The organism is Glutamicibacter soli, assembly GCF_052322135.1.
Classification (GTDB): domain Bacteria; phylum Actinomycetota; class Actinomycetes; order Actinomycetales; family Micrococcaceae; genus Glutamicibacter; species Glutamicibacter soli.
The window spans coordinates 586,838-606,580 of the sequence record NZ_CM125969.1 but is presented as its reverse complement, the minus strand read 5'-3'; the positions used below and the strand labels follow the sequence as shown (position 1 = coordinate 606,580).

Below are 19,743 nucleotides of genomic sequence, written 5' to 3'. Positions count from 1 at the left end.
TTCAGCGGCGGCGGATCAGCCGCCGTTCGCGCCGCGCGCTGGAGGTCAGCGGCCGGCACAGGGTGTCGCCGAAGACCACGCCGCCGGCGATGGAGAGCATGATCGCGAAGGCGTTGAACATCTCCACCAGGCCGCTGGACATGTCGCTGGAGTCGAACACGATGGAGTACATCGCGCGGAAGATCATCAGGCCCGGCAGCAGGAACATGACCGCTGGAGCCGCGATGACCAGCTGCGGGGAATGCAGCTTGTCCGCCGCGAAGCGCGCCGCGAAGCCGATGACCGTGGCCACCACCGCCGGAGTGGCCCGGACGCCCAGCCCGATGTACTCGCACAACAGCTGGATCAGGTAGCCGCCCACGGCGATCCCGGCGGTGGGCAGCAGCAGCTTCACCGAGCTCTGTTCCGTGACGGCGCCGGCGATGATCGCCACCGCCACCAGGATCACCAGCAGCCAGGCCGGGTAGGCGATCTTGTCGATCTGGTGCACGTCCACGCTGTCCCAGCCCAGCACCGAGGAGATCACCAGCGCGGTGGAGATGCCGGAGACGATGGCCGTATAGGTCAGTCCCGCGGAGAACAGGCGGCCCACGGAGGTCACCGGGAACCCATTGATCGCATCCTGCAGAGCGGAGACGAACCGCCCGGAAGGAAGCAGCAGCAGGATGCCGCCGGACACCACCAGCGCCGGGTCGATGGGCGCATGCAGCTCGTAGCTCACCAGCGCGATGCCCGTGACCACAAACGTGGAGGCCGCAATGGTGAAGAAGGCCGGCACGCGCCACCGGGCGCCGTAGCGCCCGATCTGCGAGACGATCGAGGACGAGCCCATGGCCACCAGCGCACCGAGCCACGACCCGCCGATGAACAGCACGAAGGCCGCCGCGAACACCGCGTTGCCGCTGGCAACGATCCAGCGCGGGAACGGCTTGGGCTTGCGCATGATCGCCTTGAGCCGCTTGGCGGACTCGCTGCGCGAGACGCCGCCGGCGATGATGTCGGAGACCAGCTGGTGCACCAGCACCAGGCCCGCGTAGTTCGCCGTGGAGGAACGCACCACACGCAGGATCGAGTAGCTTTCGGCGTCCGGCGGGCTGTAGTTCAGGTGCAGCGACTGGTTGGTGATATCCACGTCCAGGTAGCTCAGGCCCAGCGCCGCGGTCACCGCGATGATGCTGGTTTCCACTTCCAGCGCGCCGGCGCCGTAGCGGATCAGTGTCTCGCCCAGGTCCAGCGCGAACTCCAGCGTGCGGCGGGCCGACGCGTCCTGGTCCTTGTTGACCGTGGGGTTCGCGTAGGGGGTGCCCTGCAGGCGATCCACGATGTCCAGCGCCTGGGTGGGCGGCGAGGTGGAAATCCACATCTTGGCCAGCAGGCTGCGGGCCACCGGGTTCGCCCGCGTGGGCACCAGGGTGATGCCTTCGTCCGTGGTGTGAACGCGGCCGGTGCGCGATTCGGGGTCCGAGGCAGGGGCCGCGGCGACGCTGGCGCTGACCGCAGTGTTCAGCGGCAGTTCCGAGGCCGTGGGCTCCTCATGATGCTCGGGTTCGGCAAGCTGCCCCATCTTGATTTCGCTGGTGCTGATCCGCGGCAATGCGCCGACGGCCGGATCCGGATCGTCCCCCGCACCACGTGGATTTCCGGAGAACTGGTCGTTGTTCAACTGCGCCACGGATCACCTTCCCGAAACGTTCGATGTTGCATGTAAATCACGATACAACCCGACTTCTGGAAGTTGCTGGGGAATCCTCCAAATCACGGCGTATCGCCGAACACATTCGGGCGTGGCACGCCCCCGGGGGGAATAGTTCCGGGGCGGGGCAAGTTACGCCCAGTGGGAAATTAGATGTATATGCATGCAATATAGCGAGAGGCCGAACCCATGAACACCACCGTGAAACTTCCGCAGGTTGGAGCCGAGACCTTCGGCGATATCACCGAGGACGCCAATGGAACCCCGCTGTCCCACGCCCAGGTGATCCGCAACGTGCTGGCCGAGGGCCAGAAGGCCGAAGAAGTCGGACTCGACTTCTTCGGGATCGGGGAACACCATCGCGATGACTTCTCGATCTCCTCACCCGAGACGGTGCTCGCGGCGCTGGCGGCGACCACGCAGAACATCAAGCTCGGCACCGCAGTCACCGTGCTGTCCAGCGACGATCCGGTCCGCGTGTACGAACGCTTCGCCACCCTGGATGCGCTGTCCAACGGCCGCGCGGAAATCATCGCCGGGCGCGGCTCGTTCATCGAGTCCTTCCCGCTGTTCGGTCTCGACCTCGAAGACTACGAGGAGCTCTTCGAGGAGAAGCTCGCGTTGATGGCCAAGTTGCGCCACGGCGATCCGGTGTCGTGGTCCGGCAGCCACCGAGCGGCCCTGCGCGGCCAGCAGGTCTACCCGCTGCTCGAAGGCAAGCCGTTGACGACATGGGTCGGAGTGGGCGGCAGCCCGCAGTCAGTCATCCGCGCCGCACGCCATGGCCTGCCGCTCTTCCTGGCCATCATCGGCGGGCAGCCCGCGGCCTTCGAACCACTGGTCGACCTGTACCACCGGGCGTTGAAGGAGTTCAGCGAACCGGAACAGCCGGTCGGGGCCCACTTCCACGGACTCGTGGCCGATACCGACGAAGAAGCGCTGGAGCTGCTCTGGCCGCACTACCAGCGCACCATGAACCGTTTGGGCGCCGAACGCGGCTGGGGTCCTGCCAGCCGCATCCAGCTGCAAGCGGCCATGGGTCCGCAGGGCGCCATGATGGCAGGCAGCCCCGAGACGGTGGCACGAAAGATGGCCAAGGCGGTCCGCACGCTCGGACTGTCCCGCATCGATATCAAGTACTCCGCCGGTTCGCTGCCCCACGAGCACCTCATGAAGAGCATTGAAATGCTGGGAACCGAGGTCAAGCCGAGGATCTACGAGCTGCTCACCGAAGGCTCGCAGAACTAGCGGCCAGCCCGGATGCGAAAAAGCCACCGCATTTCTGCGGTGGCTTTTTTACCGGTGGATCTTACTGGACTCGAACCAGCGACCTTTCGCGTGTGAGGCGAACGCTCTAACCAACTGAGCTAAAGATCCATCTGCGCTGTCCGTTTCCGGTTCAGCACCTAGATAATCCTAGCCGCATTCCGACCTACGTTCCAAATCGTGCCGAATCGGCGCCATCCCCGGGCCGCTTCGACCGCCAGGAACACCACGCGCCGAGGGAATCAAAAACCTCCAAAATGGTCGATGACAAGCACTGAAAAACGGTGGCAATTCGTTTATTTAGAGTTCACTTCGCAGCCCTCGTTTCAACTTGTCAAAGTGCACTTTCAGACCCCATAATTTTTCTAGCTCATCGAGCTCAAACTGGGCCCTACAAGGAAGCTGCCGGAAGCCGCCGGCAACGGTCCCCTCAAGGCCAACGAAACCGCCGAACGGATTTTTCCCCGGGAAGCAAAGCCACTTTTTCGTTCGTTCTTAGCTTTTTAGGACCGTACCCCAGTGTTTGAAAACCTGACTTTTGCCTTGTCATGCCTGTCTCCAAATGAGGCCGAACGTGCTGAATTGGCTGGCCTATACGCCGTGACCGATGCCCGCTGGCACCAGAAAATGGACCGCGCCCGCGCGGTCGTAACCGTCCGCGACGGCGAGCTCCTGGTCGCCGCCGGGGTGGTGCACGATTCGATCATCGCCCCGACCAGCGCCATGGACGCGCTCGAGCTCGGCTCCATGGCGGTGCGCCCGGACTACCGCCGCATGGGCATCCGCCAGCATGTCGCGTCGATGCGCCTCGAATTCGCGCTGCACGCCGGAGGCACGCCGATCACCATCATCGATTCTGCGAACCCCGCCTCGTGGGCGTACTACGAACGTTCCGAGCTGTGGGAGCGCGAGCGTACCTTCGAGCAGGACGGGCAGACCAAGTTCATCTACCGGGCTACCGACGCCGCGCGCGACTGGGCCGCCGGGCTGCCGCAGCCTGAACCCGCTGTGCAGGACGTCGTCCTGGTTGCCCTGCCGGCCGAGGATTCCCTCGCACCGGTATCGCTGCAGCCGGCGCTGGAACAGGCGGTGCAGGCCCAGCCGGCGCCGTCGCTGGCCATGGAGCTGGGTGCGGAGCTGGGACAGCTTCCCTCGCTGGTGCCTACGTTGCACATCGGCCCGGAGGCCGAAGAGGCCGACCAGCATTTCCCGAGGCTCGGCATGGAGGCCCCGGACAACGACTGGCTGGGAACCACCAGCGTCGATCCGGCGTTCTAGAAGAGCGCTTCCTGCTGCTCGTCCACAGCTTCGTGGCCGGGCAGCGGGGCGACTTCTCCGGCCCGGCGAGCGCGGGCTGCCTCATGCAGGTCGATCGGGGTGACCTTCAGAACCTCGTCCACCATCGCGTTGAGGAACTGCGGCGCGGCGATATCCGCGGGCACCGGCGAGTGCACGCACTTGACCTGTGGGTTCTCTGCTTCATCGTCCCAGTCCACGAGCAGCAGCCCGGTGGCGGTGTAGCCGAAGCCGTCTCCGAAATCGCGCAGCTTGCGGATCATGTCCACCGTGCGGCGGTAGGCCGCCGGCTCGGATTCCAGGATCGTGGCGCGCTGGACGAAGAAGAATCCGACGGCGGCCAGCGGATAGCGGGCGCGCAGGTTCGCGGCGTCCCCGTAGGCCTCCTCGTAGCGGTTTGACAGGTTCTTGCCGAATGAGGAGGTCATCGCCTTGGTGCTCAGCAGCAGCTCCGGCCCGGTGGACCAGTGGGTCATCACCACGTCGGTCTGCTTCATGTAGGCGCGGCCCAGGATCCGGGCGTCCGTGCTTCCCGCCTTGCCCGCCATGATGGCCTCGTGCACCTCCTCGGAGAGGCGCTCGGGCAGCCGGCGCAGCAGCTCCAGGATGTCCTTGGAGAGCACACGGGGCGCCTCGGTGCGCGGCCAGACCAGGTCGGCGTCGAATCCCGCGCGGCGCAGTTCGTGGGCCAGCCAGGTGTCCACACCCTGGGCGAAGCGCCCGGAGCGGGTGGCGGCCTTGGAGCGCACCGGGATGCTCAGCAGGCGTTCGAGCACCTCGTAGGAGGGATTGAATTCCTCGGTCACCGCGCCGCTGCGGATCCAGGGCGAATCCTTGGCGGCGGACATCAGCGTGGTGTCGAACTCCGCAAAGGCGAGGGTCTTTTCAATCGCAGGGTTTGCCACGTCTAGTTTTTCACCGTCTTACTTCGTGCCTTCCGGCGATCCAACATGTCGGCGCGGGCCTGGTGCACCGCGGCGATGGCCGCGGGATCCAGGCCCAGCAGCTGTTCAAGGACAATCCCGTCGACCAGCGCGGTGGCTTCGGCCTTGCGGCCGTGGGCCAGATGCTCGCGCACCTGGTCCTTGATCTCGCGCAACGCCGGGGCATGGGCCGCCACTGCCGGGGCCGAAGGCACCGGAAGCCGGTCCGCTTCGCGCGGCTCGAGCTTCAGGATTCCGCCGCCATAGGAGCGTCCCACCATTTCAGCGCCGAGCATGCTCAGCGTATTCAGCGAGGCCAGCGGCAGCAGCTCGCGCCCGAGCCCGCGCACGTCGGCGCCCAGGTAGACGCCGTGGATCGAGTTGATGTGGTGCACCGCGGCTTCGTTGGCGGTCAGCCGCGGGGTGTCGGCGTTCATGTAGGTCATGAACAGGTCCGGCACCGACAAGAGCGGCACCCGCCACCAGGGGCTGCGCACCCGGCACTTGTAGGCGCTGTCCACCGCCAGTACCTGCCCGGCGTCAACCATCCGGTGCCCGGCCGCGGAAGGCTGCGCGGCGGGCCGGAACAGGTAGGTGGCGCTGCCATGGGCACCGAGGCGCTCCCACTGCTCGTTGTCCAGTTCCAGGCCGCGCAGGTGCCGGGAACCCGGAGGCGAGATGCGCACCAGGTCCTCGGGGGCCAAGCCCAGCTCGCTCACCTGGGCCGGGGAGAGCGTGAACCACTTGTTGTTGCCGGTCACCGCGCCCAGCGAGGTCTCGCCCCAGCTCTGCAGCGGCGCGAAACGGCCCGCGGCCAGGGACTGCTCCAGCACGCCCTGCGCTTCGAGGCCGACCAGCGATCCGGTCCAGCGCTCCGAGGTGCTGGCCGGGGTGTGCTCGATGCCCTCGCCCAACCGGTCGAGGTCCGCGGCGTTGCGGAACTGGTGCAGGCGCAGCGCGGTGCTGGAGCCCTGGCCGTAGCCTTCGGCCAGCAGCAGCACCACTTCCTCCTGCGCGTCGGCGAACAGCCGTTCCTCGAAGACCGCCAGGTGCACCCGCTCGAAGCGTTCGAGCAGCATCCGGCGCACCGGGGCCGCATAGTTCACGAACATGAGCTCGGCCGGCAGCACCAGGGCCATGCGCGCGCCCGGAGCCAGGAAGCTGGTGGCATGCACCACGAAGGCCGCCCAGATGCTGGCAAGCTCGTTGAGCTCGACGCCGGCTTCGCGGGCCGCGGCACGGGAGAGCTTCCGATCCTCGCCGCGGTGCAGCTGGTAGCGCACATAGGGCGGGTTGCCGATCACCGCGTCCATGTCATGGCTCCCGGCGACATGGAAGAAATTCGCGTGGGTGATCTGCGCGGCGGCACCCTGCCGGTCCAGCACCGCACGGGCTGCCTGCACCGAGGGCTCGTGCAGCTCGATGCCGAACAGCTCCACCGAGCCGCGGCCGTCGTCCACGATGTCATGCGCGGCGGCGAGGAACTGCGCCTCGCCGCAGGAAGGCTCAAGCACCCGGTGCCCGTGCTCGCCCAGCGCCCACTGGGCCATGAAGCGTGCGACGGGTTCCGGAGTGAAGTACGCACCGCGGGCGTGGCGCCCTGCGGGGTCCTGCTTGGTCTGTTCTCTACTCAACACACATCGATCTTTCCATGGCATCCGGACAGAATGGCCGGGCCGAGGAGCTTGGCCTTCGGAGACGATCCAATAATTCTACGCACGCTGCGCGGCGGCAATAGCTAGTGCGCCGCGGCCGGCTTGTTCTTGCCCAGCAGCTTCTTGATCCCGAGGATGACGACTGTCAGCAACGAGCCGATGATCAGTCCGGCCAAGCAGGAGAAAGCGGTGTTGACCAGCCACCCCAGCACGCCCCCAGCGGCACCGGAGGCGTCGTGGACCAGCATCTCGACGTGGTGCACGAAGCCGTACGGCGCGTGCCAGCCCAGCTCGTCCATGCCGGTCAGCAACAGGTGCCCGCCGACCCAGAGCATCGCGACCACGCCGACCTTGCTCAGCACCGACATCACGATCGGCATGCCCTTGACCAGGCCGCGGCCGAGCTTCTGCGAGAACTGGCGCTGCTTCTGGGCCAGCACCAGGCCAATGTCGTCCATCTTCACGATCAGGCCCACGGCCCCGTACACCAGGACGGTCATCAGGAAAGCCACCGCGACCAGGATCAGCGCCCGGGTCAGGAACGGTTCGTGGACCACCTCGTTGAGCGAGATCACCATGATCTCGGCCGAGAGCACGAAGTCGGTGCGCGTCGCCGAGCCGATGATCACCTTTTCGTCGCGGACCTTGCCGTCCTCGGCGGCGCCGTGATGGCCGATCAGCCCCATGGCCTCGAGGATCTTCTCCGCGCCTTCGAACACCAGGTAGGCGCCGCCGATCATGAGGATCGGGGTGAGCGCCCAGGGAAGGAAAGTGGACAGCAGCAAGATGGCCGGCAGGATGAACAGCAGCTTGTTGCGGATGGAGCCTACCGCGATCTTCCAGATGATCGGCAGCTCGCGCTTGGGAGAAATTCCGTCGACGTACTGCGGGGTGACCGCAGCGTCGTCAATCACCACGCCCATGGCTTTGGTGCTGGCCTTGGCCGCTCCGAGCGCGATGTCGTCCAGCGACGCGGCCGTGACCTTGACCAGCGCGGCTACATCATCCAGCAGGGCTACTAGGCCACCGGCCATGATTGGTCTCCTTGTAATTGTGGTCCCCGGTCGCGCGGATCCGCGCACGGGAAAATACCTTTGGTCCAATTTTACCGAGGACGACGTGGGCCACGCCCTATTTCATCCAACTTCCAGCGAGTGGTTAGGCACGTTTGCCGGGTTCGGACCGGCACCGGCGAGCCGGGAAAAGCCGCAGTCAGCAAAAAATCCCCGGAAGACCTGCGCTCATGCAGAACTCCGAGGATTTGTTCGAGCCCCCTACCGGATTCGAACCGGTGACCTTCAGTTTACAAGACAGACGCTCTGGCCAGCTGAGCTAAGGGGGCGTACCGCATAAGAATATCGGAGAACCCGGCCACTGTGCGAATTGAGCCCGTCGCCGTCTTAAATGCCGGAGGGGAGAAAGCCGTCGCTGGCTTTCTCCCCTCCGGTCTTGGCGCGAGATCAATATGGAATTCTACCCGATCCGCATCCGTTCTCCGCCGACCCGAGCGGATTTACTTCTTGTTCGCCTCGATGGCTGCGTTCACCACGGTCGGGAAATCGTCCTTGGCCAGATCCAGGACCTTGCCCTGGACCACCAAGGTCGGGGTGCCGCTTACGCCGTCGTACTTGGCCACGTCGGTCGTGTACTGGACGAACGGACGGAAGGTGCCGTCTTCGATGCAGCTGGTGACCTTGTCGCTGGCACCGGCGGCGATCGCCATCTCGGCCAGCTGGGCGTTCTTCATTTCACCCTGCTGGTAGTGGCCCCAGATCGCGGTCACGAATGGCATGTACGCTGCCGGGTTGTCGTTGGCAACGCAGGCCAGCGCGTTGGCACCGCGCGAGGAGAAGTTGGTCGGCGAGCCGCCGTCGAGGTATCCGACGTTGCGGTAGTCCACGGTGATGTCGCCGGCCGCCAGCCACTCGTTGATCTGCGGGCCATAGGTGGCCTCGAAGTCCGCGCAGTGGACGCAATTCACGTCGGCGTACATGGTGATATTGACCGGTTCGCCCTTTTTCCCCACGGTCAGGTCGCGGGGTTCCGGGGTTGCCGGTTGCTGGGCAGGGACTTCGAGGGACTTCACGTCGACATTCTCCACGGTGCGCTCACCCAGGGTGGTCGGGGAAGTGACCAGAATGCCGCCAGCGGCGTTGCCGCCCGCAGGAACGGCGCCGGAATCGGCAACCTTGGCATTGTTGTTCTGCACGATCAGGGTAACTACCAGGGCGATCACGAGGATCACGGCACCCAGCACGCCAAGCTTGACGAACAGCGACTTGCGCTTGGCGGCTGCTTCCTGTGCGGCGCGCATCTGCGAAGCCTTCTCGCGGGCGCTTGCCGTACGCTCAGCCTTCGACGGCCGCGGATTATTCGTAGACATAAATTTAATGGTTCCTTGCTCAGCGGAATACTGTCATCTGCAATCAAGTTTAGCCAATGCCGGGACCCGGTCTACCTAGTTCATTGATAATCCCGCACGTTCACAGGAGGCGCATATGCTCCTCAAATTGCCGCCAAAGCCCGGACTTAAGCCACATAGCGCGTCCGGTGGAATTGTTGCATCAGGCAGGCCTCGATACATGACTGTGCTTGACCAGTTCAATGTGGTTGTTTACGTCACTATCGGAGTAAATCCTGTACATAATTCCGTTGACCCTGATATTTCACTAGGCTCAAGGCATAAGTCAATGAACTTGCAGGGCAGGGATTCGCACCAATCCGGGGATCGCTAAACGGCCGGTTTGCAGGTTGAAGGTTAAGCCAGGAGTTTGTCGTGAGTAGCTCGATACAAGATGGCCACATGGCTAGTACATCCGACTTCGTCGTTGTTGCCAATCGCTTGCCGGTTGACCGGGTCACAAACCCGGACGGCACCCAGGGATTCCAGCGCGCACCCGGAGGACTGGTCACCGCACTGGAACCCGTCATGTCCGCTTCGGAAGGAGCATGGGTTGGCTGGCACGGCGGAATTGATGAAGAGCTGGACAGCTTCGACAAGGACGGTATCCATCTGGTGCCGGTGCCGCTAAGCGAAGACGACCTCGAGCTCTACTACGAAGGTTTCTCGAACTCGACTCTGTGGCCGCTCTACCACGACGTCATCGTTCCGCCGTCGTACCACCGCACCTGGTGGGACAGATACCAAAAAATCAACCAGCGCTTTGCCGACGCGGTGCTGCGGATCGCGGCGCCCAACGCCACGGTGTGGGTGCACGACTACCAGTTGCAACTAGTGCCGCGTCTGCTGCGCTTGGCCCGTCCTGACCTCAAGATCGGTTTCTTCCTGCATATTCCCTTCCCCGCCGCGAGCTTGTTCGCGCAGCTGCCGTGGCGCAAGCAGATTTTGCAGGGTTTGGCCGGTGCCGACCTGGTCGGTTTCCAGCGCGAAACCGACGCGACCAACTTCCTGCGAAGCCTGCGCCGATTCACGGACTACCAAACCAAGGGACGTGAGGCGACCCCTTCCTTGGACAACGACCTGCAGAATATCTGCCGCGCCGACGCCCACCCGATCTCCATCGACTATGAACAGATCCAGCGGCTGTCCCGGGATCCGCAGATCATTGCGCGAGCCGCGCAGATCCGGCATGAATTGGGAAACCCGAAAACCATCATGCTCGGCGTGGACAGGCTGGACTACACCAAGGGTATCCGCCACCGGCTCAAGGCCTACGGCGAGCTGCTGGCGGACGAACAGCTCCACGCCGGCGAGGTATGCCTGATCCAAGTGGCAAGCCCCAGCCGCGAAAACGTCGGTTCGTACATGGAACTGCGCGATCAGGTAGAACTGATGGTCGGCCAGATCACCGGCCAGCACGATACGCTCAGCCACACTACGCTGCGCTACCTGCACCATTCCTATCCCCTGCGCGAAATGATTTCCCTGTACCTTGCGGCAGACGTCCTGCTGGTCACTGCCTTGCGCGACGGTATGAACCTGGTCGCCAAGGAATACGTGGCAGCGCACCAGGACGGGCGGGGCGTGCTGGTGCTCTCCGAGTTCACCGGCGCCGCCGACCAGCTGACCCAGTCGGTGCTGGTCAACCCCCATGACATTGACGGCATGAAGGTCAAGATCATGGAGGCAGTCAACATGGACGAGGCCGAACAGGCCAAGCGCATGAAGCGCATGAACCACCATCTGGAGGAATTCGACGTGGCCGGCTGGTCTGATCGTTTCCTGTCGGAGCTGGCAGACATCAACTCGAAATCCGTTCCGGCCAAGGAGAATGTTGCCCGCACCTAACTTGCCGCAAACCGCCGAAACTACCGCCCCCGAAGGATGGCTTAAGCACGTGTCACCTCTTTCGCCGCAGCTCTCCGCTGCGCTGCAGGATTTCGCCCGCCATCCCCGGGTGCTGGTCGCGCTCGATTTCGATGGAACGCTCTCACCGCTGGTCGACCGGCCGCAGGATGCCAGGCCGCTGCCCGAATCCGCCGTGCTGGTGGAGCAGCTGGGACGAATGGCCGGCGTTTACACCGCGGTGATCTCCGGACGCAATCTGCAGTCCCTGGCCGAGGTGTACCCGGAGCCGCTGCCGGCCATCCGCATCGGGTCCCACGGGGCCGAACGGCTGGTCCCCGAGCAGTTCTCGAACGGCTGGTCCGACGCGCCGCTCAGCCTCGACCAGACGCAGCTGCTGGGCACCCTGACCGGCCGGCTGCAGGCGATCGCGGACAGGCACGAGAACGTGAACCTGGAATTCAAGCCCTCGGCCACCGTGCTGCATGTCCGCCAGGCCAGCCCTCAGGCCGCGCAGGCGGCCATGGCCGAAGCGCTGGAATCGCTGCAGGAACTGGAGGGCGTCAAGCTGATGTCGGGCAAGGCGGTGCTTGAAGCCTCGGTGCTCAACGCCCACAAGGGCGAGGCGCTGGCTTGGCTGCGCCGCACCCTGGATGTCCAGTCGGTGCTCTTCATCGGAGACGACGTCACCGATGAAAACGGCTTCAAGGTGCTGACCGAAAACGACCTCGGAATCAAGGTCGGCAGCGGGGACACGGCGGCGACGCAGCGTATTGATTCGCCATTCGATATCCCGGATCTTTTGAAAAGTCTGATTTCCATGCGAGACTAACGGTGTCCCAATTCACTTTCACTTCGGATCGTCGGGCACGTACCTGCCCGTGAAAGGATTGTCGTTATGGCAACTGTGACCTTTGATAAGGCCACCCGTATTTACCCGGGCGCTCTTGTGCCATCCGTCGACGGAATCGACCTGGAGATCGCCGACGGCGAATTCCTGGTTCTGGTCGGCCCCTCGGGTTGCGGCAAATCAACCACCCTGCGCATGCTTGCCGGCCTGGAGGAAGTCAACTCCGGCCGCATCCTCATCGGCGACAAGGACGTGACCAACGTTCCGCCGAAGGACCGCGACATCGCCATGGTCTTCCAGAACTACGCGCTCTACCCGCACATGACCGTCGCCGAGAACATGGGCTTCGCCCTGAAGATCGCCGGCGTCGACAAGGTCGAACGAGCCCGCCGTGTGAAGGAAGCCGCGCAGCTTCTCGATCTGGAGCAGTATCTGGACCGCAAGCCGAAAGCCCTCTCCGGCGGCCAGCGCCAGCGTGTGGCCATGGGCCGTGCCATCGTTCGCTCCCCCCAGGTCTTCCTGATGGATGAGCCCCTGTCGAACCTCGATGCCAAGCTGAGGGTCCAGACCCGTACCCAGATCGCGTCGCTCACCCGCCGCCTGGGTGTCACCACCGTGTACGTGACCCACGACCAGGTCGAGGCGCTGACCATGGGCGACCGCGTCGCGGTGCTCAAGGACGGTGAATTGCAGCAGGTCGGGACTCCCCGCGAACTGTACGACCGTCCGCGCAACGTCTTCGTTGCAGGCTTCATCGGTTCGCCAGCCATGAACCTCGTGCAGCTGGAAGCAAGCAATGGCCAAGTGGAGTTCGGCAATACCGTCCTGAGCGCGCCAGGCGCTGCAGGCGGCACTACGCTGGGCATCCGACCTGAAGACATCGAGTTCGTTGGCGAAGGCGAGGGTGTGGAGATCACCATCGACGTCGTCGAAGAGCTCGGCGCCGATGCCTATGTCTACGCAACCGCCGAGCTGGCAGGCCGCCCGCAGACCATCGTTGTCCGCGTTGATGGCCGCACCCCACCGGCCCGTGGCCAGCGGCTGAACATCGCACCGAAGCTGCAGCATGTGCACCTGTTCGATACGGAAACCGATCTGCGACTTGGCTAGTCCACAAAGACTCTGACGCATGACCAAGGGCTCGGATCCATGAGGATCCGAGCCCTTGGTCTTCGTCGGTATCTCCGGCGGCTGCTGACGCCGCCTCACTACCCTTATCGACTTGTTAAACATCGAAGGCCCCGAGGTATCTCGGGGCCTTCGGCACATTGTGCCCGGCGATGACCTACTCTCCCACACCCTCCCGAGTGCAGTACCATCGGCGCAGTGGGTCTTAGCTTCCGGGTTCGGTATGGGACCGGGCGTTTCCCCCACGCTATGATCGCCGTAACTCTAACCCGCACAGCTTGGCCGTGGGAAAACTACGGTGTCATTCGCGATTGCGACAACTCCATAACTATAGCAGGATCTCCGCCCTCCACGCCAATCGAGGAACTCTTTCGGCAACGTGGCCTTCGCCATAGATGCTTTCTGGCGATCTAAGCTTCCAGAAGGCCTCAGGCGCCAGTCTCCGGCCACGATACAGCGCCTGGCAATCCCATGCCGGTCCGGCTCTGGATTGGAGCTTGAGAGCGGCGTGGGTGCGCGCCAGCGGCAGCGCAGATGGTTTGCCATGTACCCAGGAACGGCAAAGCCAGCACAACTACGCAGTGAAGCAAGGATGGGTGAAGTCTGCTACCACCGCTGCCGCTGCGAGCCATTCATCCCAATGGCGGCAAGCACGAAGGCCGTGAAAGGACTAGCGATTCGAAATCAGGGGTTTGTTGTGGTCCGGGCTCTTCCCCGCTCCGCAGCCAACCGCACCGCGCCGCGGCCCCGGCAGCGCTCCCCTTGCCCCACGCCATCCCCACGGGGCCGGCCGCAGGACAGCACCCCAGACCGCCCAGAGGGCACCGCGCCGCCACCGAAAACCCCGCTTAAACAACAAAACGGGGGAGCTTCTACTCCCCCACCCCACCGGCCAAGCCAACCGCACCAGCCAGCTGGCCAGCCAGGCCGTCCCGGCCAGACCACCCGCCCCGTGGATCCACCGGTTAAACCAGCAGAAGGCCCCAACACTGTTGGAGCCTCCCACTTCTCAAGTTAAGTCCGGCGGTGACCTACTCTCCCACACCCTCACGAGTGCAGTACCATCGGCGCAATGGGCCTTAGCTTCCGGGTTCGGTATGGGACCGGGCGTTTCCCCCACGCTATGACCGCCGTAACAATCACGAAGCACACAAACCAACCATGGTGGTCCGGTGGATTCGTCCTTGCAAAGTCTCTTATTTTGTGGTTCGAGGTTGTTGTCTCGTAACCGCATAGTGAACGCGAACAATCAGAAAAACGTATTTTGTCGACACACAGTTTAGATAGTGTGTTGTAAGCCATCGGCCTATTAGTACAGGTCAGCTACACAAGTCTTTGGTCCTTGCTTCCACATCCTGCCTATCAACCCAGTAATCTAGCTGGGGGCCTCACCCACACAAGGTGGATGGAAATCTCATCTCGAAGCAGGCTTCCCGCTTAGATGCTTTCAGCGGTTATCCCTTCCAAACGTAGCTAATCAGCGATGCACTTGGCAGTACAACTGACACACCAGAGGTTCGTCCGTCCCGGTCCTCTCGTACTAAGGACAGCCCTTCTCAAATTTCCAACGCGCGCAGCGGATAGGGACCGAACTGTCTCACGACGTTCTAAACCCAGCTCGCGTACCGCTTTAATGGGCGAACAGCCCAACCCTTGGGACCTACTCCAGCCCCAGGATGCGACGAGCCGACATCGAGGTGCCAAACCATGCCGTCGATATGGACTCTTGGGCAAGATCAGCCTGTTATCCCCGAGGTACCTTTTATCCGTTGAGCGACGGCCCTTCCACGAGGTGCCGCCGGATCACTAGTCCCGACTTTCGTCCCTGCTCGAGCTGTCACTCTCACAGTCAAGCTCCCTTGTGCACTTACACTCAACACCTGATTGCCAACCAGGCTGAGGGAACCTTTGGGCGCCTCCGTTACATTTTAGGAGGCAACCGCCCCAGTTAAACTACCCATCAGGCACTGTCCCTGAACCAGATCATGGTCCGAAGTTAGGTGACCGGTACAGCCAGAGTGGTATTTCAACGATGACTCCACCCGAACTAGCGTCCGAGCTTCACAGTCTCCCACCTATCCTACACAAGCTGCACCGAACACCAATACCAAACTATAGTAAAGGTCTCGGGGTCTTTCCGTCCTGCTGCGCGTAACGAGCATCTTTACTCGTACTGCAATTTCGCCGAGTTCATGGTTGAGACAGCGGGGAAGTCGTTACTCCATTCGTGCAGGTCGGAACTTACCCGACAAGGAATTTCGCTACCTTAGGATGGTTATAGTTACCACCGCCGTTTACTGGGGCTTAAATTCTCAGCTTCGCACACAAGTGTGCTAACCGGTCCTCTTAACCTTCCAGCACCGGGCAGGAGTCAGTCCGTATACATCGTCTTGCGACTTCGCACGGACCTGTGTTTTTAGTAAACAGTCGCTTCCCCCTGGTCTCTGCGGCCCACACCCGCCTCCCCACCGCAAGGGTGGTTCACGGGGCAGGCCCCCCTTCTTCCGAAGTTACGGGGGCATTTTGCCGAGTTCCTTAACCATGATTCTCTCGATCGCCTTAGTATTCTCTACCTGATCACCTGTGTCGGTTTAGGGTACGGGCGGACTGGGACCTCGCGCCGATGCTTTTCTAGGCAGCATAGGATCACCGAATCACCCCACAAACGGGGCGCCTATCAGGTCTCAGAAACAATGAACAGCGGATTTGCCTACCGTTCTTCCTACACCCTTGGACCAGGTCAATTCCATTGCCTGGCTCGGCTACCTTCCTGCGTCACACCTGTTAATACGCTGACCTCACAACATCGGTTCCCACCACACCAACCAACAAGACACCTAAAAGGCATCAACGCTGGAATCCGTCATGGTTAGCATCCATTGCTCAGTATGGGCGGTCCTTCGCCGGTACGGGAATATCAACCCGTTGTCCATCGACTACGCCTGTCGGCCTCGCCTTAGGTCCCGACTAACCCAGGGCAGATTAGCTTGACCCTGGAACCCTTGATCATTCGGCGGACGGGTTTCTCACCCGTCATTCGCTACTCATGCCTGCATTCTCACTCGTGTGGCCTCCACCGCTGGTTTCCACCGCGACTTCACCGTCCACACGACGCTCCCCTACCCATCCAAACCACTGGACCACAAAGGCCAATGACATGTTTGAATGACGCAACTTCGGCGGTGTGCTTGAGCCCCGCTACATTATCGGCGCGGAATCACTTGACCAGTGAGCTATTACGCACTCTTTCAAGGGTGGCTGCTTCTAAGCCAACCTCCTGGTTGTCACAGCAACTCCACATCCTTTCCCACTTAGCACACGCTTAGGGGCCTTAGTTGGCGTTCTGGGCTGTTTCCCTCTCGACTATGAAGCTTATCCCCCACAGTCTCACTGCTGCGCTCTGACTTACCGGCATTCGGAGTTTGGCTAAGGTCAGTAACCTTGTAGGGCCCATCGCCTATCCAGTAGCTCTACCTCCAGCAAGAAACACGCAACGCTGCACCTAAATGCATTTCGGGGAGAACCAGCTATCACGAAGTTTGATTGGCCTTTCACCCCTACCCACAGCTCATCCCCTCCATTTTCAACTGAAGTGGGTTCGGTCCTCCACACGCTCTTACACGCGCTTCAACCTGGCCATGGGTAGATCACTTCGCTTCGGGTCTAGATCACGCCACTCACTCGCCCTATTCAGACTCGCTTTCGCTACGGCTTCCCCCCACGGGTTAACCTCGCGACGTAACACTAACTCGCAGGCTCATTCTTCAAAAGGCACGCCATCACAACCACAAGTGGCTGCTCTAACGGATTGTAAGCGCACGGTTTCAGGTACTATTTCACTCCCCTCCCGGGGTACTTTTCACCATTCCCTCACGGTACTGATTCACTATCGGTCATCAAGTAGTATTCAGGCTTACCAGGTGGTCCTGGCAGATTCACACAAGGTTTCACGGGCCCCGTGCTACTCGGGCATCCACACAAGAACGGCAGACACGCATTACACCTACGGGACTATCACCCTCTCTGGTCCGGCATTCCAACCGATTCACCTATACGCCTGCACCTCATCCCACCAGCGTAGATAGAACTGGTACATGTGGACCCCACAACCCCGATGATGCAACGCCTATCCGCTATCACACACCAACCGGTTTAGCCCCATCCGCGTTCGCTCGCCACTACTAACGGAATCACTATTGTTTTCTCTTCCTGCGGGTACTGAGATGTTTCACTTCCCCGCGTTCCCTCCACACAGCCTATACATTCAGCTGCAGGTCACACCACATAACATGGTGCGGGGTTCCCCCATTCGGAAATCCTGGCCTCAACGTCCGGTTATCGACTCCACCAGGCTTATCGCAGATTCCCACGTCCTTCATCGGCTCTTGATGCCAAGGCATCCACCGTGCGCCCTTAAAAACTTCAACACAAAACAAAGTTCTCAAAAATTGAGCTATAAAACAATCAACAAAATCACTACAAACAAGACTCAAACACCACACACACCCAGGACAGGCACGCACAGCTCATCTTGTCTGCAAGATGCTCGCGTTCACTATACAGTTCCCAAACAACAACCCCGCACCCCCAACAACAGCACCCCACACACCAGCCCCAAAAGGACCAGCCAGGACACCATGCCAGCAGACACAGGACAAACACCGAAACACCAAGCACCCAACCCACCAAACCCCGCAAAGGGACCAGGCGGCCAGGAGGCTTGTTGCCTCAAAACCCAACAGTGCACCAAACATACTCATTCGCATCACACGACCCATGCGCCCTTCCAACACCACCAACCCCACAAGAGGGCCGGCACTGCGTACTAAACCACACACGCCACACAACACAAACCATGCCAACACCCGAACCCCCGAAAACAACCACACGATCGCCCTCGAAAACCCGTTTCCCAGTGTTGAGTTCATTGACATTCCACCCTCGAGCAACCCACCTGCACCACACTCGGGCACAGACATGGGCAACCAAAACTGGTTAGCTCCTTAGAAAGGAGGTGATCCAGCCGCACCTTCCGGTACGGCTACCTTGTTACGACTTAGTCCCAATCGCCAGTCCCACCTTCGACGACTCCCCCCACACAAGGTGGTTAGGCCATCGGCTTCGGGTGTTACCAACTTTCGTGACTTGACGGGCGGTGTGTACAAGGCCCGGGAACGTATTCACCGCAGCGTTGCTGATCTGCGATTACTAGCGACTCCGACTTCATGGGGTCGAGTTGCAGACCCCAATCCGAACTGAGACCGGCTTTTAGGGATTAGCTCCACCTCACAGTATCGCAACCCATTGTACCGGCCATTGTAGCATGCGTGAAGCCCAAGACATAAGGGGCATGATGATTTGACGTCATCCCCACCTTCCTCCGAGTTGACCCCGGCAGTCTCCCATGAGTCCCCGGCATAACCCGCTGGCAACATGGAACGAGGGTTGCGCTCGTTGCGGGACTTAACCCAACATCTCACGACACGAGCTGACGACAACCATGCACCACCTGTGAACCAGCCCCGAAGGGAAACCCCATCTCTGAGGCGATCTGGAACATGTCAAGCCTTGGTAAGGTTCTTCGCGTTGCATCGAATTAATCCGCATGCTCCGCCGCTTGTGCGGGCCCCCGTCAATTCCTTTGAGTTTTAGCCTTGCGGCCGTACTCCCCAGGCGGGGCACTTAATGCGTTAGCTACGGCGCGGAAAACGTGGAATGTCCCCCACACCTAGTGCCCAACGTTTACGGCATGGACTACCAGGGTATCTAATCCTGTTCGCTCCCCATGCTTTCGCTCCTCAGCGTCAGTAAATGCCCAGAGACCTGCCTTCGCCATCGGTGTTCCTCCTGATATCTGCGCATTTCACCGCTACACCAGGAATTCCAGTCTCCCCTACATCACTCTAGTCTGCCCGTACCCACCGCAGATCCGAGGTTGAGCCTCGGACTTTCACGATAGACGCGACAAACCGCCTACGAGCTCTTTACGCCCAATAAATCCGGATAACGCTTGCGCCCTACGTATTACCGCGGCTGCTGGCACGTAGTTAGCCGGCGCTTCTTCTGCAGGTACCGTCACTTTCGCTTCTTCCCTACTGAAAGAGGTTTACAACCCGAAGGCCGTCATCCCTCACGCGGCGTCGCTGCATCAGGCTTGCGCCCATTGTGCAATATTCCCCACTGCTGCCTCCCGTAGGAGTCTGGGCCGTGTCTCAGTCCCAGTGTGGCCGGTCACCCTCTCAGGCCGGCTACCCGTCGTCGCCTTGGTGAGCCATTACCTCACCAACAAGCTGATAGGCCGCGAGTCCATCCCCAACCGATAAATCTTTCCACCCTCAACCATGCGGTCAAAAGTCATATCCGGTATTAGACCCAGTTTCCCGGGCTTATCCCAGAGTCAGGGGCAGGTTACTCACGTGTTACTCACCCGTTCGCCACTAATCCACCCAGCAAGCTGGGCTTCATCGTTCGACTTGCATGTGTTAAGCACGCCGCCAGCGTTCATCCTGAGCCAGGATCAAACTCTCCATAAAAAACAAAAAGCCACCACAACCCCACCGGAAAAAGACGGAGCCACACGTGGTGATGAAATCCTGGCGAATAAAAACACTCGGAACAACACACGGGGGTGCATCATCCCAAGCAAAATGTTTCGTATTCACCAAACAAAAATAATTTGGTATCAA

Annotated in this window: 10 protein-coding genes, 2 tRNA genes and 4 rRNA genes; 5 read left to right on the top strand and 11 right to left on the bottom strand. The window is 61.5% G+C overall.

The window, feature by feature from the left end; genetic code table 11:
* Position 1: 1 nt before the first annotated feature.
* On the bottom strand, positions 2-1,672 hold the full coding sequence (locus ACTX90_RS02960) for a threonine/serine exporter family protein (RefSeq protein ID WP_047118274.1): 1,671 nt from the start codon (positions 1,670-1,672) through the stop codon (positions 2-4).
* Positions 1,673-1,882: 210 nt separating this feature from the next.
* On the opposite strand from ACTX90_RS02960, the gene ACTX90_RS02955 reads away from it, so the two are divergent.
* Positions 1,883-2,941, top strand: coding sequence for an LLM class flavin-dependent oxidoreductase (locus ACTX90_RS02955; RefSeq protein ID WP_047118273.1), 1,059 nt, complete (start codon positions 1,883-1,885; stop codon positions 2,939-2,941).
* A 55-nt stretch (positions 2,942-2,996) separates the two neighbouring features.
* On the opposite strand, the gene ACTX90_RS02950 is transcribed toward ACTX90_RS02955, so the two are convergent.
* Positions 2,997-3,070: transfer RNA gene (locus ACTX90_RS02950), tRNA-Val, on the bottom strand.
* A gap of 489 nt (positions 3,071-3,559) precedes the next feature.
* On the opposite strand from ACTX90_RS02950, the gene ACTX90_RS02945 reads away from it, so the two are divergent.
* A complete protein-coding gene (locus tag ACTX90_RS02945) occupies positions 3,560-4,237 on the top strand; it encodes a GNAT family N-acetyltransferase (RefSeq protein WP_443443058.1) in 678 nt (225 codons plus the stop codon).
* Here the strand turns inward: ACTX90_RS02945 and ACTX90_RS02940 are convergent.
* From ACTX90_RS02940 to ACTX90_RS02920, 5 genes are all read right to left on the bottom strand, one after another.
* Positions 4,234-5,160 (bottom strand): hypothetical protein, encoded by a 927-nt coding sequence (locus ACTX90_RS02940; RefSeq protein ID WP_052772240.1) that lies wholly within the window; start codon positions 5,158-5,160, stop codon positions 4,234-4,236. The genes ACTX90_RS02945 and ACTX90_RS02940 overlap by 4 nt on opposite strands.
* A 2-nt stretch (positions 5,161-5,162) precedes the next feature.
* On the bottom strand, positions 5,163-6,812 hold the full coding sequence (locus tag ACTX90_RS02935; protein WP_443443056.1) for an HsdM family class I SAM-dependent methyltransferase: 1,650 nt from the start codon (positions 6,810-6,812) through the stop codon (positions 5,163-5,165).
* Positions 6,813-6,916: 104 nt separating this feature from the next.
* Positions 6,917-7,867, bottom strand: coding sequence for a DUF808 domain-containing protein (locus ACTX90_RS02930; RefSeq protein ID WP_443443055.1), 951 nt, complete (start codon positions 7,865-7,867; stop codon positions 6,917-6,919).
* A gap of 234 nt (positions 7,868-8,101) precedes the next feature.
* Positions 8,102-8,175 (bottom strand) — tRNA-Thr (locus ACTX90_RS02925).
* Between the two features lie 171 nt (positions 8,176-8,346).
* Positions 8,347-9,216: a DsbA family protein gene (locus tag ACTX90_RS02920; protein WP_047118269.1), complete on the bottom strand. Its 870-nt coding sequence runs from the start codon at positions 9,214-9,216 to the stop codon at positions 8,347-8,349.
* Between the two features lie 420 nt (positions 9,217-9,636).
* Here ACTX90_RS02920 and ACTX90_RS02915 point away from each other — a divergent pair, with 420 nt between their 5' ends.
* The 3 genes from ACTX90_RS02915 to ACTX90_RS02905 all read left to right on the top strand — a co-directional run bounded on the left by ACTX90_RS02915 (position 9,637) and on the right by ACTX90_RS02905 (position 13,039).
* Complete coding sequence (locus ACTX90_RS02915) at positions 9,637-11,082, top strand: alpha,alpha-trehalose-phosphate synthase (UDP-forming) (protein WP_047118268.1); 1,446 nt, start codon at positions 9,637-9,639, stop codon at positions 11,080-11,082.
* Between the two features lie 49 nt (positions 11,083-11,131).
* Positions 11,132-11,911 (top strand): trehalose-phosphatase, encoded by a 780-nt coding sequence (gene otsB, locus ACTX90_RS02910; protein ID WP_443443053.1) that lies wholly within the window; start codon positions 11,132-11,134, stop codon positions 11,909-11,911.
* A gap of 66 nt (positions 11,912-11,977) precedes the next feature.
* Entirely contained in the window at positions 11,978-13,039 is a 1,062-nt protein-coding gene (locus ACTX90_RS02905) for an ABC transporter ATP-binding protein (protein WP_443443051.1), read from the top strand.
* Between the two features lie 162 nt (positions 13,040-13,201).
* Here ACTX90_RS02905 and rrf (ACTX90_RS02900) read toward each other — a convergent pair.
* From rrf (ACTX90_RS02900) to ACTX90_RS02885, 4 genes are all read right to left on the bottom strand, one after another.
* Positions 13,202-13,318: ribosomal RNA gene (gene rrf / locus ACTX90_RS02900) — 5S ribosomal RNA — on the bottom strand.
* A 757-nt stretch (positions 13,319-14,075) separates the two neighbouring features.
* Positions 14,076-14,192: ribosomal RNA gene (gene rrf / locus ACTX90_RS02895) — 5S ribosomal RNA — on the bottom strand.
* A 153-nt stretch (positions 14,193-14,345) separates the two neighbouring features.
* Positions 14,346-17,484: ribosomal RNA gene (locus ACTX90_RS02890) — 23S ribosomal RNA — on the bottom strand.
* A gap of 580 nt (positions 17,485-18,064) precedes the next feature.
* Positions 18,065-19,590, bottom strand: a 16S ribosomal RNA gene (locus ACTX90_RS02885).
* The 16S, 23S and 5S rRNA genes sit together here, the layout of an rRNA operon.
* Positions 19,591-19,743: the final 153 nt, after the last annotated feature.

Excerpts from the sequence above, each read along its gene's own strand:
- ACTX90_RS02920 (WP_047118269.1), bottom strand. The coding sequence starts at position 9,216 with ATGTCTACGAATAATCCGCGGCCGTCGAAGGCTGAGCGTACGGCAAGC.
- ACTX90_RS02905 (WP_443443051.1), top strand. The coding sequence starts at position 11,978 with ATGGCAACTGTGACCTTTGATAAGGCCACCCGTATTTACCCGGGCGCT.
- ACTX90_RS02930 (WP_443443055.1), bottom strand. The coding sequence starts at position 7,867 with ATGGCCGGTGGCCTAGTAGCCCTGCTGGATGATGTAGCCGCGCTGGTC.
- ACTX90_RS02955 (WP_047118273.1), top strand. The coding sequence starts at position 1,883 with ATGAACACCACCGTGAAACTTCCGCAGGTTGGAGCCGAGACCTTCGGC.
- ACTX90_RS02915 (WP_047118268.1), top strand. The coding sequence starts at position 9,637 with ATGGCTAGTACATCCGACTTCGTCGTTGTTGCCAATCGCTTGCCGGTT.